Raw genomic sequence first — 15,771 nt, forward strand, 5'->3', positions numbered from 1 at the left:
CTTTGCTTAAGCCGCATCGCGCTTGGCGCCGTGGCGGTAGGCCTCGACCGCGGCGATCAAGGCTTGCAGAATCGCGGCGCTGTCGCCGATCACCGAGAGGTCGGCACGCTTGATCATGTCGCAGCCGGGGTCGAGGTTGATCGCCACCACCTTGTCGCAGGCGCCGATGCCTTGCAGGTGCTGGATCGCCCCGGAGATACCGACGGCCACATACACCCGCGCCGTGACCCAGGTGCCGCTGGCGCCGACCTGGCGATCGCGGGCCATGAAGCCATCGTCCACCGCGACGCGCGAGGCGCCTTCGGTAGCGCCCAGGGCGGCGGCGGTCTGGTGGAACAGCGCCCAGTCCTTCACGCCGTTGCCGCCGGAGAAAATAAACTCGGCTTCAGCCATCGGAATCGCCGCCGGGTCCACCGCCACCGCGCCGAGGTCTTCGATACGCGGCAGGCTGCGCGCCAGGGCTGTGGATAACTCCACGGGCAGCACTTCATGCCGAGTGTCGCTGACCGGATCGGCGCATTCGGCGGCGGCCAGGATCAGGCGCGGCAACGGCCGGGCCACGTCTTGCTGACCAGCACCGGCACGGCCGATGCACTGCTCGCCCTGGATCTGCCAGACCCGCGTGGCCGGGCGCTCGTTGAGGCTGGCGGCAAAACGCCGACCGAGTTCACCGCCACCGCTGCGGCTGTCCGGCAGCAACCAATGGCGCGGCTTGAACTGGTTATCCACAGCCCGCAGGCCCTGCACGCGTTGCTCCGGTGAATAACCGTCGAAGGCATGGCCTTCGAGCACCAGCAGGCGGTCGACGCCGGCCGTGGCAAATGCGTTTTCCTTGTGTTCGCCAAACACCACGGCCAGCACCGCACCGTCGCTGCCGGCGAGTTGCCGGGCCAGGCCGAGCAGGTCACGGTCGTGGCTGCTCAGGCGGCCGCCGACCATGTCCGGCACCACGTTGATGTAGAACGCGGGCGCCGCCACCTGATGCAGCGGCAACTGCACCGCCACCGCCGCCGTGCGCTTGGCCGCCCCGCCCTGCTGGGCGCCGCTGCGGTCGATGCGCTTGATGCCGTTGGGGCCGATAAAACCGACACCATGGACGTTCTTGCGGATGACGCCGTTGGGCCCCATCCAACTGTGTTGCACCGGCTGCATCGCCGCATGCAGCGGGTGCAGGCGGTTACGGGCGATCCATTCGGCGCGTGGGTCGCGGCGGATAATGTCGCTCATCAGTGTACCTCCGCGGGTTCACGCGTGATCGGGGCTTTGGCCGGCGCCGGCTCGTCGAGCAAGGCATCGGCCACCAACTCGGCGATGTCCTTGATCAGTGGGCGCGGTTCGACCACGCCTTCGAGCATCGCGGTGCATTGGGGGCAGCCCACGGCCACCAGTTCGGCGCCGGTTGTGCGGATGTCGTCCATCCGCATATCGGGGATGCGTTGCTTGCCCGGAATGTCGGTGATCGGCGCGCCGCCACCGCCACCGCAGCAGCGTGAACGGTAGCCCGAGCGTTGCATCTCCTTGACCTCGATCCCCAACGCGCGCAGCACCTGGCGCGGCGCCTCGTATTCGCCGTTGTAGCGGCCCAGGTAGCACGGGTCGTGATAGGTCACGCTGCTGCCTTTGTGCTGGCCCAGGTTCAGCGCGCCGTCGCCGATCAGCTCGGCCATGAAGGTGCTGTGGTGCTGTACGACATAGTCACCGTTGAAGGCGCCGTATTCGTTTTTCAGCACATGGAAACTGTGCGGGTCGCAGGTGACGATGCGCGTGAAGTTGTACTTGGCCAGGGTCTGGATATTGCGCGTGGCCAGCAGTTGGAAGGTCGCTTCATCGCCCAAACGACGGGCGACGTCGCCGCTGTCGCGCTCTTCCAGGCCGAGCACGGCAAAGTCGACCTTGGCCGCTTTCAGCACTTTGACGAAGGCGCGCAGGGTGCGCTGGTTGCGCATGTCGAAGGCACCGTCGCCGACCCAGAACAGCACCTCGCAGCGACCTTTTTCGCTGAGCAACGGCAGGTTCAGATCCGCCGCCCAGTTCAGCCGGCCGCCCGGTGCGAAGCCGCCGGGGTTGTCGGTGGCGATCAGGTTTTCGAGGACTTCGGCGCCCTTGTTCGGCGTGGCGCCTTTTTCCAGGGTGAGGTGGCGGCGCATGTCGACGATGGCGTCCACGTGCTCGATCATCATCGGGCACTCTTCCACACAGGCGCGGCAGGTGGTGCAGGACCACAACGTGTCGGCGTCCACCAGGCCGTTGACGATCGGTTGGTGCGGGTTGCCGCGGTGTTCACCGATCGGTTTTCCAGGATAAGCGCTGCCGGCGAACTTGGCATCGGTGCCGCCGGCCAGGCCGACCACCATGTCCTGAATCAGCTTTTTCGGGTTCAGCGGCTGGCCGGCGGCGAACGCCGGGCACGCCGCTTCGCACTTGCCGCACTGCACGCAGGCGTCGAAGCCGAGCAGTTGGTTCCAGGTGAAGTCTTTGGGTTTTTCCACGCCCAGGGGCGCGCTTTTATCGTTCAGGTCCAACGGTTTCAAACCGGTGGAACGGCCCCCGCCGAAGCGCTCGGCGCGGCGGTGCCAGGCCAGGTGCAAGGCACCGGCGAAGGCGTGCTTCATCGGCCCGCCCCAGGTCATGCCGAAGAACATTTCCGACACGCCCCACAGCACACCCACGCTCAACAACGCGGCCAGCAACCAGCCGCCGAAGTCGGCGGGCAGCACCCCGGCCACCGGCAGCGTTACCAGGAAGAAGCTCACAGAAAACGCCATCAGGCTTTTCGGCAGGCGCATCCACGGGCCTTTCGACAGGCGCGACGGCGGATTGCGCCGGCGCAGATAGACAAACGTGGCGCCGACAAACATCAGTACCGACGCCAGCAGCAAGGCAACGCCGAGGATGCGGTTATGCAGGCCGAAACCATGCACCAGGACCGCCAGCAGCGCCGACAGCACAAAACCCAGCGCCGTAGCGACGTGGGCGTTGGCGATGTATTTGTCGCGGGCGACCACGTGGTGCAGGTCGACCATGTAGCGCTTGGGCATGGCCAGCAGGCCTTTGATCAGGTCGACCTTCGACGCCCGCCCACGGCGCCACATGGCTGCCCGCCGCAGTGCGCCCAGAACAGCAAGGCCCAGCGCCGCGAACAGCAGAATCGGAAGAAGAGTATTCAACATGGTGAAGCTCCCACAGACCACACGGATCTACTGTGAAACCGGGTCTGAATGTGGGAGGGAGCTTGCTCCCGATGGCGGACTGTCAGTTGATACAGCTGTAGCTGACCCACCGCCATCGGGGGCAAGCCCCCCTCCCACATTTTTGACCGAGTACACATTGGTTCGGTGTCGGGTCAGAAATCCTTGCACAAGCGCAGGGCGTCATAGATCGCGGCGTGGGTATTGCGCTGCGCCACACAGTCACCGATACGGAACAGCAAGTAGCCCTCGCCCGCTTCGCTCAGGCACGGTTGCGGCTTGATCGCGAACAGCGCTTCGATGTCCATCTGCCCCTTGTTGCGCGAGCCGGGCTTGAGGGCGTAGTAGATCTCCTCATCGGGACGCACGCCGTTTTCCACCACCACTTGATCGACCACCCGCTCCTCTTTGGCGCCGGTGTATTCGTTCTCCAACACCGCCACCAGCTTGTCGCCTTCGCGGTAGACCTTTTCCAGCATCATGTCGCCGGTCATGATCACTTCCTTGGGGTACATGCTGCGGTAGTAGGTCGGGAACGACGTACCGCCGATGGCCACGCCGGGCTTGATGTCGTCGGTGACGATCTCGACCTGGCTGCCCTTGTCCGCGAGGAAATCGGCCACCGACATGCCGGTGAATTCGCAGATGGTGTCGTAGACCAGCACGTTCTTGCCCGGCGCGACTTTGCCGTCGAGCACGTCCCAACTGCTGACCACCAGGCCTTCGGCCGCGCCCCAGTGTTCGTTCTGCTCCAGGAACGGATGCCCGCCCACCGCCAGCACCACCACATCCGGGCGCAGGTCGAGGATGGCCGCCGCGTCCGCCGCCACGCCCAGGCGCAGGTCGACGTTCAACCGCGCCAGTTCCAGCTGGAACCAACGGGTGATCCCGGCGATCTGGTCGCGCTGCGGGGCTTTGGAGGCGGTAGTGATTTGCCCGCCGATAAAGGCTTTTTTCTCGAACAGGGTCACGTCGTGGCCACGCTCGGCGGCGACGCGCGCAGCCTCCATCCCCGCTGGCCCGGCGCCGACCACCACCACCTTGCGCTTGGGCCCGGTGGATTTTTCGATGATGTGCGGCACGCCCATGTATTCACGGGAGGTCGCGGCGTTCTGGATGCACAGCACATCCAGGCCCTGGTACTGGCGGTCGATGCAATAGTTGGCGCCGACGCACTGTTTGATCTGGTCGATCTGGCCCATCTTGATCTTGGCGATCAGGTGCGGGTCGGCGATGTGGGCGCGGGTCATGCCGACCATGTCCACATAGCCGCCTTCGAGGATGCGCGTGGCCTGGTTCGGGTCCTTGATGTTCTGCGCATGCAGCACCGGGGCCTTGACCACTTCCTTGATCCCGGCCGCCAGATGCAGGAACGGCTCCGGTGGATAACTCATGTTCGGGATGACGTTGGCCAGGGTGTTGTGGGTATCGCAACCCGAGCCGACCACACCGATAAAATCGAGCATGCCGGTGTCGTCGTAATACTTGGCGATCTGCTTCATGTCCTCGTGGGACAAGCCGTCCGGGTGGAACTCATCGCCGCACAGGCGGATGCCGACGCAGAAATCCGGGCCGACTTCAGCCCGCACCGCCTTGAGCACTTCCAGGCCGAAACGCATGCGGTTTTCAAAGCTGCCGCCCCATTCGTCGGTGCGCTTGTTGACCCGCGGGCTCCAGAACTGGTCGATCATGTGCTGATGCACCGCCGACAGCTCCACGCCATCCAGGCCACCGGCTTTCGCCCGCGCTGCCGCGCTGGCGTAGTTGCCGATCACGCGCCAGATCTCTTCCGGCTCGATGGTCTTGCAGGTCGCACGGTGTACCGGCTCGCGGATGCCCGAGGGCGACAGCAGGGTCGGCCAATGCTCGCCGTCCCAGCGCGAGCGGCGGCCCATGTGGGTAATCTGGATCATGATCTTGGCGCCATGCTTGTGCATGGCATCGGCCAGGTTCTGGAAGTGCGGGATGATCCGGTCATCGGCCAGGTTCACCGATTTCCACCAGCCCTGGGGGCTGTCGATGGCCACGCTGGAAGACCCGCCGCAGATGGCCAGGCCGATCCCGCCCTTGGCTTTCTCTTCGTAGTACTTCACATAGCGGTCGGTGGTCATGCCGCCGTCGGTGGCATACACCTCGGCGTGGGCGGTACTGAGCACGCGGTTGCGGATGGTCAGTTTGCCGATCTGGATCGGCGCGAACATTGCTTCGAAAGCCATGGCAGGGTTCCTCGACTTACAACGGCTTGACGGTGAACAGGCCGTCGTCATGGCCCTCTTCGGAGCCGCCGTAGACTTGTTCAGCCACGGTGCGAATAGTGCTGCCGCGCGCTTGCAGGATCTGGTCCATGGCCCCGGCAAACCAGCCGGTGAACATGTAGTCGACCTTGCGCCCGACCTTGCCGTACACGTAGACGAACGCCGAGTGTTCGAGCTTGACGCTGGCGGTGCCTTTGTCGAGGTCGATGTCCTGGATCTTGAACAGGCCCCAGCCGCGTTGCGACAGGCGCTTCATGTAGTGCTCGAACACCGCCACGCCTTCAAGGCCGTGGCATTCGGCTTCTTTTTCACACCAGTGCCAGGCGGATTTGTAGCCGGCCTTGTAGAGGATCTCAGCATAGGCCTCGGCGCCGAGCACTTCTTCGATGCCCATGTGGTTGTTGACGAAGAAATGACGCGGTACGTACAGCATCGGCAGGGCGTCGGAGGTCCAGACACCGGTTTCGCTGTCGACTTCGATAGGCAATTGCGGGGCGATCTTGGCCATGGAAACTTAACTCCAGAAAATTCGTAGTGGTGTTACCCGTGGGTGTTTGGCTTATTCGCCCCACACGTCCTTCAAGACGTTGACCCAGTTCTCGCCCATGATCTTGCGCACCACGCGTTCGCTGTGGCCGCGCTTGAGCAGGGTCTCGGTGAGGTTGGGGAACTCGCCCACGGTGCGGATGCCCAGCGGGTTGATGATCTTGCCGAAGCTGGTCAGGCGGCGGGCGTAGCCCTTGTCATGGGTCAGCATTTCGAAGAAATCCTGGCCATGGCCCTGGGTGAAGTCGGTGCCGATGCCGATGGCGTCTTCGCCGACGATGTTCATGGTGTACTCGATGGCTTCGGCGTAGTCGTCGATGGTCGAATCGATACCCTTGGCCAGGAACGGCGCGAACATGGTCACGCCGACAAAGCCGCCGTGGTCGGCGATGAACTTCAGCTCTTCATCGGACTTGTTGCGCGGGTGTTCCTTGAGCCCGGAGGGCAGGCAGTGGGAGTAGCACACCGGTTTTTTCGATTCGAGGATGACTTCTTCGCTGGTCTTGGAGCCGACGTGGGACAGGTCGCACATGATGCCGACGCGGTTCATCTCGCCGACGATCTCGCGACCGAAGCCCGACAGCCCGCCGTCGCGTTCGTAGCAACCGGTGCCGACCAGGTTCTGGGTGTTGTAGCACATCTGCACCACACCGACGCCGAGCTGCTTGAAGATCTCGACGTAGCCGAGCTGGTCTTCAAACGCGTGGGCGTTCTGGAAGCCGAAGATGATGCCGGTCTTGCCCTGTTCCTTGGCCTTGCGGATGTCGGCGGTGGTTTTCACCGGGATCACCAGGTCGCTGTTCTCGCGGATCAGGGTCTGGCTGGCGACGATGTTATTGATCGTCGCCTGGAACCCTTCCCACACCGACACGGTGCAGTTGGCGGCGGTCAGGCCGCCTTTGCGCATGTCCTCGAACAGCTCGCGGTTCCACTTGGCAATGATCAGCCCGTCGATAACGATGCTGTCGGCGTGTAATTGCGCTGGGCTCATCAGGCGTCCCCTTATTGGCGATTCGTGCGCCGAATCGTCTGCCGGCGCTTTGGGGCCAGCATATGCCGAGGGGCCGAGCGGACCGGGTGCAAAAACGACAGGGGAATTGCCGAAAGCGTCAATCCGCGACGAAGGTCGCTAAGACAGGTCTGTCTGGCGGCTGTTCTTTGTCTTACGCTTGGGCCAGAATTCCCGCATCAACCGATATGAGACGGCGCAATGAAATCGATTTTCCTGGCTTTGGCACTCATCGCAACCGGCGTCCACGCGGCCGAAGACACCGACAGCACGCCGTGCGACGGCATCGAAAACGACAAGCAAACCCTGGAATGCGCCACCTACAACAAAACCACCGCCGAGCAATTGCTCAAGGATAACTATCAAGGGTTGCTGGAGCGCATGGGTTCGACCTATGGCAGCAACAAGTCACAGCTGGCAGACATTACCGCTCGTCTGAAGGATGCCCAGCAGAAGTGGGAAAAATTACGTGACGCCGATTGCGCGGTGGACACCTTCCCGGCGGCGACCGGCACCAAGCCCTATGCGATCGAACTGAACGATTGCCTGGCGCGGATGAGTGATGAGCGGTCGGAGTTTTTGGAATCGATCGGCCAGGAGTGAAGCATTCCCGCGCATTGAACGCGGGAACGCTTCACAGGCGTCAGGCCATGAAGGGCGACTTGAACGGGCTTTTCGTCAATGGGCGGCTGGGCGCATAGCTGTAGCCCAGCGCGGCGATATCCATCACTTCACTGATCCGGCGGGTCCAGGGATTAATCACATCATCATAGTTGTGGCCCGGCGGACCGTCCTGCATGGGGCAATAGTGCGGGGCCAGGTCCGGCTCATCCAGGCGCTTCTGCGCCTGCCAGTCCGCCCAGATCTTGTCGATGAAACAGTGATGCAGGAAGAACACCGGGTCATCCGGTGAGGTCATGGGCAACATATTGCCGCCAATCCACAAATGCACACGGTTATGCAGCTGCGAACCGGAGGTTTTGACAGCAGGATCGCCGCGCTGGGTGATCCAGCCTTCCAGGCGGTTTCTGAAACCGCGGATGAAAGGGCTCGAGTTGTAATTGGGTTCGTCATACAGGCTTTCGTTCATCGCCACTCGCAGGTCGTCCTCGGTTGGCAGTGAGCTGATCACTTGCCCGAACTGGCGTTTGAGGCCTGGCCCGGGCAAACCCTCTTCGTCATAGGACGGCACGGGCCAGTTCCCGTATTTGTGGGCAAAGACCCCATCCTGCACGCGAAACTGATCGGCTTGGTCGCCATCACCTCCCAGGAAACCCTGGCGCCAGACCGGCGATTGTTCAGGGGCGGCCGCATCCTGCGTCCAGTCCCAATAAGGCAACGTCACGCCGACGTTGATCGCTTGTAGATCCGCCTCGAACTGCATCAACATTTCACGGTGCCACGGCAGAAATGCCGGCCCCCGGTGAGCACCGTTACGGTAGTTGGGATCTTGGGGTTCGTTCGGGTAGACCGTGGCCTTCATGACGGCGTGATGCCAATGAACATACTTGTCGTAGACACCGGAACGCTTCATCGCCAATAACGTGTTGATAAACTCCAGTTGTTCCGTTGCGGTCAGTGCGCGAATTTCCTTGCGAATATTCATTGCATAACTCCCTTGTCGGAATAGCCATGGAACAGGCCGGAACCCTCGGCAGGCTCCTTCAGGGAATCTATGAGACCGGGCACGCGGCGGTCTACTGTCAAAAATAACAGGTCGAGCACGTTCCCGACGGGTGGACGGCGGCCGTCTCAGCCCTCGACCCTGATACTATTGCGGCCTCTCTTTTTTGCCCCAAGGCGACCCAATGACTCTCTGCGGCATCGAAATCAAAGGCAGCGAAGCCATCATCGCCGTTGCCTCCCTGAACAATCAGACGCTGACCCACGTCGCCCTGGCCACCAAGAAAATCGCCCTCGAAGACGACGATGAAGCGGCCAACGTCAAAGCCTTCGCCGCCCAGGTGAAGGCGTTCGTGCGGGACAACGCCATCGAACGCATCGCCATCAAAAAGCGCAGCAAAAAAGGCGAATTCGCCGGCGGCCCGACCACGTTCAAGATTGAAGGGGTGTTTCAACTGCTGGAGGGGGTTGAAGTGACGCTGCTGTCGCCGCAGACCATCAATGCGCAGAACAAGAAGCACAATTTCGATCTGCCGGCGACGCTGAACAAGTACCAACATGAAGCCTTCAAGGCGGCGTGTTCGGCCCTGATAAAGCAATAAACACACCGACAATTCACTGTGGGAGGGGGCTTGCCCCCTCCCACATTTGATCTTTGTCGCTTACAGGAGAAGGGGTGTAGTACCAGCATGAAGCCTTCAAGACGGCGTGTTCGACCCTGATAAAGCAATAAGCACACCGACAATTCACTGTGGGAGGGGGCTTGCCCCCGATGGCGGTGTGTCAGCCACTCAGGTGCCGCAGATCCACCGTCATCGGGGGCAAGCCCCCTCCCACATTGGCTTTGTGGTGTGTTTAGCCGGGTGTACGGTGCTTGTGCAGCAGCCAGTCGCCGAAGGACTTGTCTTCCAGGGCATAACCGCCGCGGCTGGACTTCCATACCAGTTCCTTGTCACGCAGGGCATCGATACACGCCTGGATGGTCTGAGTGCCGGGCACCACGTCGCTGCCCATCTCCTCCAGCGCCTTGCTGACCGCAATGAGGGTGCTGTCGGTGAACGGGGCGAAGGGTTGATTGTGTTGCGAACGCTCCACCATCACTTGCAGCACGGCACGTTGCGCAAGGGTGAGGGCGTTCCAGGCGCTTTCGAATTCGTTCCAGACGCCGGCGCGCAGCACTTCCGCGCGGCTGTGCAGCAACTGGCCCAGGTTGCTCGCCTCGCCCAACTCCAGGGCCACTTCACCGATGATGGTGCGCAGCATCTCGGGGCGCCGGCCTACCAACTCAAACGCTTCGTCGATATCCGCCGCGTTGAATTGGTTGGTCTCGGCCAGGTGCGCGTTGAGATGCGCGGTGTAAGCCTGAGTGAACGCCTTACCCAGCAACGGAAACGGCGTGATGCTGGAGCCGAAAAACGGCTGGCTTTTGCCCAGCACCAAATGAGCAAGCTTGTCGCGGTTGGAGCCGGTGAACACCAGGTGTAAGCCACTGCCCTCGCCTTCGCGGCCCTGGTTGAGCTGGTCGCGTGCGGCCTTGAGGGCGAACATGGCGTTGATGCCCGCTTCGGTGGTGAGCGCGTGCTGGGCTTCATCAATCACCAGCACCACGGTTTTCTCGGCGGCGCGGTGAAGTAATTCCAGTGCTTGCGTAAGGGTCGCGCCCACGGGCAGTTGAGGCTTGGTGAAGTCCCAGGACAAGGTGCGCAGGAAGCTGAGTTTTTCGATGCCGATGTTCTTCGCCAGTTTGCGGATGCCCTTTTCGAAAGGCACCAACGCACCGGCAATGGCGCTGGAAATCAGCTCGGCGGGATCTTTCTCCTTGTCGGCCCACAGGTCCACATACACCGTCAGCCAACCCCGAGCCTGGCACTCGGGGAGAAGGTCTTCGCGCAGAAAAGTACTTTTGCCGGTACGACGCGGCGCCGCGAGAAACAGGCCAGAGGTGAAATCCTGGATACCCACGCCCACCAGGCCATCGGCAATACTGCTTGCCAGGGTGGGGCGGCGGAACACAAAACCGCTGGGCTTGGACATGCTTTTATACTCAATTATTGAACTAACTATAAATTATAGTCGTGAGTATAATTGACTATAATCGCCGGTCAAACCACCTCCCGTCGCCGATCCTCCCGCGGACACTTGGCAAATCGCGCCCGATAGCTGCGGGTGAAATACGACGGCGACTCAAAGCCGCAGGCAAGGCTCACCTCCAGCACGCTCATGTCGCTCTGGCGCAACAACTGCCGCGCTTTTTCCAGGCGCAGGCCGAGGTAGAAGTTGCTCGGCGTGTCGTTCAGATGCAGGCGAAACAGCCGCTCCAGCTGGCGCCGCGTGACTTTGATCGCCTCGGCCAGGGCCAGGGTGCTCAGCGGCGGTTCGGTGTGTTGTTCCATCTCGCCGATCACCTGCACCAACTTCTTGTTGTTGATGCCGTAGCGCGTGGCGATCTGCATGCGCTGGTGGTCTTTGCGCGGGCGGATGCGCCCGAGCACGAATTGCTCGGAGACCTGGATCGCCAGGTCGGGGCCGTGGGCCTGGGCGATCAGGTCGAGCATCAGGTCGATGGAAGCGGTGCCGCCGGCGCAGGTGATGCGGCGGCGGTCGATCTCGAACAGTTCCTGGGTCACGCTCAGGTGCGGATAGGCTTCCTTGAAGGCGTCGATGGCTTCCCAGTGCAGGGTCAGGCGGTGGCCGTCGAGCAGCCCGGCTTCGGCCAGGATGCAGGCGCCGGTGTCGATGGCGCCGAGGGTCACACCGTCATGGTCGAGGCGGCGCAGCCAATGTTCGAGGGCCGGGGTGGCGAATTCAAGCGGTTCGAAACCGGCGACTACCATCAGCGTCGCGCCTTTTTTCAGCGGCTCCAGCGCCGCGTCGGCGTTGACCGACATGCCATTGCTCGCCAACACCGCGCCGCCGTCGGCGCTCAATACATGCCAGCGGTACAACTCGCCACGAAAGCGGTTGGCCACGCGCAGCGGTTCGAGCGCGGAGATAAAGCCGATGGCCGAGAACCCCGGCATCAGCAGAAAGTAGAAATCCTGGGACATGGTGCGCTCTCGTAGGACCGGCAGCGTGGTCACTGTGATACGCCAGTTCAACGGCCCATTCAAGAGCACAGGTCGCTGCAGTGCAAGAGCGGGTCGCCGCCGTGCGTTTTGTCGCCCCTCAAGCTGCGTAACGTGACCCCACGGCGCACAAAGACGCCGGCCCCCACAATAACGACCTGCCGAGGGAACCACCATGAACCGACTGATCAGCCGCTGCGTGCTCGCCTTCAGCGCCAGCGCCATCTTGAGTACCAGCGTCTTCGCGGCCGACGCGCCATCCTGCCAGAACGTGCGTATGGGCGTGGTGAACTGGACCGACGTGATCGCCACCAGCGCCATGACCCAAGTGTTGCTCGATGGCCTCGGCTACAAGACCAAACAGACCAGCGCGTCCCAGCAAATCATCTTCGCCGGCATCCGCGACCAGCGCCTGGACTTGTTCCTCGGCTACTGGAACCCGCTGATGACCCAGACCATCGCCCCGTTCGTCGACGCCAAGCAGGTCAAGGTCCTCGATAAACCGAGCCTGGAAGACGCGCGCGCGACCCTGGCGGTGCCGACTTATCTGGCCGACAAAGGCCTGAAAACCTTCGCCGACATCGCCAGGTTCGAGAAAGAACTGGGCGGCAAGCTCTACGGCATCGAGCCGGGCTCGGGCGCCAACACCCAGATCAAGGCGATGATCGCCAAGAACCAGTTCGGCCTGGGCAAATTCCAGCTGGTGGAGTCCAGCGAAGCGGGCATGCTCGCCGCCGTCGACCGCGCGGTGCGTCGCAAGGAAGCCGTGGTGTTCTTCGGCTGGGCGCCGCACCCGATGAACGTCAACATCGCGATGACCTACCTCACCGGCAGCGAAGACGCCCTGGGCCCGAACGAAGGCATGGCCACCGTGTGGAGCGTCACCTCGCCGACCTACGCCGAGCAGTGCCCCAACGTCCACAAGCTGCTGACCAACCTGACCTTCACCGCCGCCGACGAGAGCCGAATGATGCAGCCGTTGCTGGAACACAAGGACGCCTTCGAGTCCGCCAAGCAGTGGCTCAAGGATCACCCGCAAGACCAGGCGCGCTGGCTCGAAGGCGTGACCACCTTCGACGGCAAACCCGCCGCCGCCAACCTGCAACTGACCAGCAAATAACGGTATTCGACGCACCGTTTCGCGGTCGTGCCTGACCGCGAACGGCCTCGCTACGCCTTGAAATCACGCCTGTAAGGAACCTGCCCCATGAACCACGACGTCATCATCACCTGCGCACTCACCGGTGCTGGCGACACGAGCGCCAGAAGTCCCCATGTACCGGTCACCCCCAAACAAATCGCTGCCGCCGCCGTGGAAGCCGCCAAGGCTGGCGCCACTGTCGTTCACTGTCATGTGCGCAACCCCGAGACCGGCAAGTTCAGCCGCGACGTCGCCTTGTACCGCGAAGTGATGGAGCGTATCCGTGAGGCCGACATCGACATTATCGTCAACCTCACCGCCGGCATGGGCGGCGACCTGGAGATCGGCGGCGGCGAGACGCCCATGGCATTCGGCCCCAACACCGACCTGGTCGGCCCGCTGACCCGCCTGGCCCATGTGGAAGCGCTGTTGCCGGAAATCTGCACGCTCGACTGCGGCACGCTGAACTTCGGCGATGGCGACACCATTTACGTGTCCACCCCGGCGCAACTGCGGGCCGGCGCCAAACGTATCCAGGCACTGGGCGTAAAAGCCGAGCTGGAAATCTTCGACACCGGCCACCTGTGGTTCGCCAAGCAGATGATCAAGGAAGGCCTGCTCGACGACCCGCTGTTCCAACTGTGCCTGGGCATCCCGTGGGGCGCGCCGGCCGACACCACCACCATGAAAGCCATGGTCGACAACCTGCCCGCCGACGCGGTGTGGGCCGGCTTCGGCATCGGCCGTATGCAAATGCCGATGGCGGCGCAGGCGGTGCTGCTGGGCGGCAACGTGCGGGTCGGGCTGGAAGACAACCTGTGGCTGGACAAAGGCGTGCTGGCCACCAACGGTCAACTGGTGGAACGCGCCAGTGAAATCCTCAGCCGCCTGGGCGCGCGGGTCATGACCCCGGCCGAAGGGCGCCTGAAAATGGGCCTCAAAAAACGCGGCTAACCCCCAGCCCAAACCGGATCAAAACCTGTGGGAGGGGGCAAGCCCCCTCCCACAGGGGAACATCACCTTATTCAGGAATGTCGCCATGCGTTTTATTACAGATATCAAAACCTTCGCCGCCCTCGGCAGCGGTGTGATCGGCAGCGGTTGGGTGTCCCGCGCCCTGGCCCACGGCCTCGATGTGGTGGCCTGGGACCCGGCGCCCGGTGCCGAAGCCGCGCTGCGCCAACGCGTCGCCAATGCCTGGGGCGCCCTGGAGAAACAAGGCCTGGCCCCCGGCGCATCGCAGGACCGCCTGCGTTTTGTCGCCACGATCGAGGCGTGCGTGAAAGACGCCGACTTCATCCAGGAAAGCGCCCCGGAACGCCTGGAGCTGAAACTGGAGCTGCACAGCAAGATCAGCGCGGCCGCCAAGCCGAATGCGTTGATCGGCTCCAGTACCTCGGGCCTGTTGCCCAGCGAATTCTATGAAGGCTCGACCCACCCTGAACGCTGCGTCGTCGGTCACCCGTTCAACCCGGTGTACCTGCTGCCGCTGGTGGAAGTGGTGGGCGGCAAACACACCGCGCCCGAGGCGATCCAGGCGGCGATCCAGGTGTATGAATCCCTCGGCATGCGCCCGTTGCATGTGCGCAAGGAAGTCCCCGGTTTTATCGCCGACCGCCTGCTCGAAGCCCTGTGGCGTGAGGCGCTGCACCTGGTCAACGATGGCGTTGCCACTACCGGCGAGATCGACGACGCAATCCGTTTTGGCGCCGGCTTGCGCTGGTCGTTCATGGGCACGTTCCTGACCTACACCCTGGCCGGCGGCGATGCCGGGATGCGGCACTTCATGGCACAGTTCGGCCCGGCGTTGCAGTTGCCGTGGACCCACCTGCCGGCGCCGGAGCTGACCGACAAGTTGATCGACGATGTGGTCGACGGCACCCGCGAGCAGTTGGGTAACCACAGCATTTCGGCGCTGGAGCGCTACCGTGATGATTGTCTGTTGGCGGTGCTGGAAGCGGTGAAGACCACTAAAGCCAAGCACGGCATGACCTTCGCCGAATAAGGAACCCCCCAGCATGCCGGCACTGACCACCTACACCACCCAGGTCCACCCCGACTGGGTCGACTACAACGGCCACCTGCGCGACGCGTTCTACCTGCTGATCTTCAGCTACGCCACCGACGCGTTGATGGACACCCTCGGCCTGGACAGCGAAAACCGCGCCGCCAGCGGCCATTCGCTGTTCACCCTGGAGCTGCACCTGAACTACCTGCACGAAGTGAAACTCGGCGCCGACGTGGAGGTGCGTACCCAACTGATCGCCCACGATGCCAAGCGCCTGCACCTCTATCACAGCCTGCACCTGGTGAGCGACGACAAGGAACTGGCGGGCAACGAACAGATGCTGCTGCACGTCGACCTCGCCGGGCCGCGCTCGACGCCATTCACCGAGGCGACACTGGAACGCCTCGCGGCCATCCGCGCCACGCAAGTCGACCTGCCCACTCCCGCCCTCCTCGGCCGCGTCATTGGCCTGCCCGCGCCAAATGGCCCGAAAACGACCTGTTCATAGCCATCCGAGCCATTCATGCATTCTGCCCTTGCCGACCGCCTGGTCGGCTACCAGAATCCAAATCGATCCCCCCGCTCCCTTCACCAGGATAAACGTCATGATGCATGCGGATTTGATTGACCAGGATGACCTGCTGAGCAAACTGCGCTCGCTCGGTTTCGAGGTATCCAGCGGCGCCAGCGCCGAGCAGGCCTGTGAATGTGCGGTACGCGGTTTGAGCGAAGCGCGGGCCAAGGCGCTCAAGGGCATGGTCGAGCAGATGTACAGCGGCAGTGCGACGATTCTGCCGGCGGTGCGGCAGGCGATCGATAAGCAGTTATTGCCGGCGCTGATGCAGTTCAAACAGAACTCCGGCGTCTGACAGACCGCTATCGGGGGCAAGCCCCCTCCCACATTTGACTGTATTCACAATTCGAGTGTGGGAGGGG

15 protein-coding genes are annotated in these 15,771 nt (G+C 62.8%); 7 read left to right on the forward strand and 8 right to left on the reverse strand.

The genetic code is table 11. The features are described from left to right. Positions 1-6 precede the first annotated feature (6 nt). The 5 genes from etfA to JN756_RS29695 form a co-directional block, all read right to left on the reverse strand. On the reverse strand, positions 7-1,227 hold the full coding sequence (gene etfA, locus JN756_RS29675; RefSeq protein WP_201021613.1) for an electron transfer flavoprotein subunit alpha: 1,221 nt from the start codon (positions 1,225-1,227) through the stop codon (positions 7-9). After that, positions 1,227-3,170, reverse strand: coding sequence for a dimethylglycine demethylation protein DgcB (dgcB, locus tag JN756_RS29680; protein WP_201021614.1), 1,944 nt, complete (start codon positions 3,168-3,170; stop codon positions 1,227-1,229). The genes etfA and dgcB overlap by 1 nt, the downstream gene beginning before the upstream one ends. A 173-nt stretch (positions 3,171-3,343) precedes the next feature. Beyond that, positions 3,344-5,404 carry a dimethylglycine demethylation protein DgcA gene (dgcA, locus tag JN756_RS29685; protein WP_017849541.1) on the reverse strand — a complete coding sequence of 687 codons (2,061 nt, stop codon included), beginning with the start codon at positions 5,402-5,404 and terminating at the stop codon, positions 3,344-3,346. Between the two features lie 16 nt (positions 5,405-5,420). Next, positions 5,421-5,951 (reverse strand): DUF5943 domain-containing protein, encoded by a 531-nt coding sequence (locus JN756_RS29690; protein WP_046381807.1) that lies wholly within the window; start codon positions 5,949-5,951, stop codon positions 5,421-5,423. A 51-nt stretch (positions 5,952-6,002) separates the two neighbouring features. After that, a complete protein-coding gene (locus JN756_RS29695) occupies positions 6,003-6,980 on the reverse strand; it encodes a dipeptidase (RefSeq protein WP_017849539.1) in 978 nt (325 codons plus the stop codon). Positions 6,981-7,199: 219 nt separating this feature from the next. Between JN756_RS29695 and JN756_RS29700 the strand changes: the two genes are divergently transcribed. After that, positions 7,200-7,601 (forward strand): lysozyme inhibitor LprI family protein, encoded by a 402-nt coding sequence (locus tag JN756_RS29700; protein WP_046381806.1) that lies wholly within the window; start codon positions 7,200-7,202, stop codon positions 7,599-7,601. Between the two features lie 40 nt (positions 7,602-7,641). Here JN756_RS29700 and JN756_RS29705 read toward each other — a convergent pair whose 3' ends face one another. Next, positions 7,642-8,604 (reverse strand): tyrosinase family protein, encoded by a 963-nt coding sequence (locus JN756_RS29705; protein ID WP_201021615.1) that lies wholly within the window; start codon positions 8,602-8,604, stop codon positions 7,642-7,644. Positions 8,605-8,806: 202 nt separating this feature from the next. On the opposite strand from JN756_RS29705, the gene JN756_RS29710 reads away from it, so the two are divergent. After that, positions 8,807-9,223 (forward strand): DUF3010 family protein, encoded by a 417-nt coding sequence (locus JN756_RS29710; RefSeq protein ID WP_108524915.1) that lies wholly within the window; start codon positions 8,807-8,809, stop codon positions 9,221-9,223. A 253-nt stretch (positions 9,224-9,476) separates the two neighbouring features. On the opposite strand, the gene JN756_RS29715 is transcribed toward JN756_RS29710, so the two are convergent. Both JN756_RS29715 and JN756_RS29720 read right to left on the reverse strand, forming a co-directional pair. Then, the gene (locus tag JN756_RS29715) at positions 9,477-10,655 is read right to left on the reverse strand and encodes an AAA family ATPase (protein WP_046487921.1); all 1,179 of its coding nucleotides are present in this window, start codon (positions 10,653-10,655) and stop codon (positions 9,477-9,479) included. A 68-nt stretch (positions 10,656-10,723) separates the two neighbouring features. After that, positions 10,724-11,668, reverse strand: coding sequence for a GlxA family transcriptional regulator (locus JN756_RS29720; protein WP_017844925.1), 945 nt, complete (start codon positions 11,666-11,668; stop codon positions 10,724-10,726). Between the two features lie 193 nt (positions 11,669-11,861). Here JN756_RS29720 and JN756_RS29725 point away from each other — a divergent pair, with 193 nt between their 5' ends. The 5 genes from JN756_RS29725 (at position 11,862) to JN756_RS29745 (ending at position 15,704) form a co-directional block, all read left to right on the forward strand. Continuing rightward, positions 11,862-12,806 carry a choline ABC transporter substrate-binding protein gene (locus JN756_RS29725; protein WP_017844926.1) on the forward strand — a complete coding sequence of 315 codons (945 nt, stop codon included), beginning with the start codon at positions 11,862-11,864 and terminating at the stop codon, positions 12,804-12,806. 87 nt (positions 12,807-12,893) lie between these two features. Continuing rightward, entirely contained in the window at positions 12,894-13,781 is an 888-nt protein-coding gene (gene cdhC, locus JN756_RS29730; RefSeq protein ID WP_017844927.1) for a 3-dehydrocarnitine:acetyl-CoA trimethylamine transferase CdhC, read from the forward strand. Between the two features lie 85 nt (positions 13,782-13,866). Beyond that, positions 13,867-14,832, forward strand: a complete 966-nt coding sequence (locus tag JN756_RS29735) for an L-carnitine dehydrogenase (RefSeq protein WP_046381800.1) — start codon at positions 13,867-13,869, stop codon at positions 14,830-14,832. Positions 14,833-14,845: 13 nt separating this feature from the next. Next, positions 14,846-15,343, forward strand: coding sequence for a thioesterase family protein (locus JN756_RS29740; protein ID WP_108524909.1), 498 nt, complete (start codon positions 14,846-14,848; stop codon positions 15,341-15,343). 97 nt (positions 15,344-15,440) lie between these two features. After that, entirely contained in the window at positions 15,441-15,704 is a 264-nt protein-coding gene (locus JN756_RS29745) for a hypothetical protein (protein WP_108524907.1), read from the forward strand. Positions 15,705-15,771: the final 67 nt, after the last annotated feature.

The organism is Pseudomonas sp. Y39-6 (assembly GCF_023651955.1).
Taxonomy (GTDB): Bacteria; Pseudomonadota; Gammaproteobacteria; order Pseudomonadales; family Pseudomonadaceae; genus Aquipseudomonas; species Aquipseudomonas veronii.

Coding starts and splice junctions, on each gene's coding strand:
- JN756_RS29745 (WP_108524907.1), top strand. CDS start 15,441: ATGATGCATGCGGATTTGATTGACCAGGATGACCTGCTGAGCAAACTG.
- JN756_RS29720 (WP_017844925.1), bottom strand. CDS start 11,668: ATGTCCCAGGATTTCTACTTTCTGCTGATGCCGGGGTTCTCGGCCATC.
- JN756_RS29695 (WP_017849539.1), bottom strand. CDS start 6,980: ATGAGCCCAGCGCAATTACACGCCGACAGCATCGTTATCGACGGGCTG.
- cdhC (WP_017844927.1), top strand. CDS start 12,894: ATGAACCACGACGTCATCATCACCTGCGCACTCACCGGTGCTGGCGAC.
- dgcA (WP_017849541.1), bottom strand. CDS start 5,404: ATGGCTTTCGAAGCAATGTTCGCGCCGATCCAGATCGGCAAACTGACC.
- JN756_RS29700 (WP_046381806.1), top strand. CDS start 7,200: ATGAAATCGATTTTCCTGGCTTTGGCACTCATCGCAACCGGCGTCCAC.
- JN756_RS29725 (WP_017844926.1), top strand. CDS start 11,862: ATGAACCGACTGATCAGCCGCTGCGTGCTCGCCTTCAGCGCCAGCGCC.
- JN756_RS29705 (WP_201021615.1), bottom strand. CDS start 8,604: ATGAATATTCGCAAGGAAATTCGCGCACTGACCGCAACGGAACAACTG.
- JN756_RS29710 (WP_108524915.1), top strand. CDS start 8,807: ATGACTCTCTGCGGCATCGAAATCAAAGGCAGCGAAGCCATCATCGCC.
- JN756_RS29715 (WP_046487921.1), bottom strand. CDS start 10,655: ATGTCCAAGCCCAGCGGTTTTGTGTTCCGCCGCCCCACCCTGGCAAGC.
- dgcB (WP_201021614.1), bottom strand. CDS start 3,170: ATGTTGAATACTCTTCTTCCGATTCTGCTGTTCGCGGCGCTGGGCCTT.
- JN756_RS29735 (WP_046381800.1), top strand. CDS start 13,867: ATGCGTTTTATTACAGATATCAAAACCTTCGCCGCCCTCGGCAGCGGT.
- etfA (WP_201021613.1), bottom strand. CDS start 1,227: ATGAGCGACATTATCCGCCGCGACCCACGCGCCGAATGGATCGCCCGT.
- JN756_RS29690 (WP_046381807.1), bottom strand. CDS start 5,951: ATGGCCAAGATCGCCCCGCAATTGCCTATCGAAGTCGACAGCGAAACC.
- JN756_RS29740 (WP_108524909.1), top strand. CDS start 14,846: ATGCCGGCACTGACCACCTACACCACCCAGGTCCACCCCGACTGGGTC.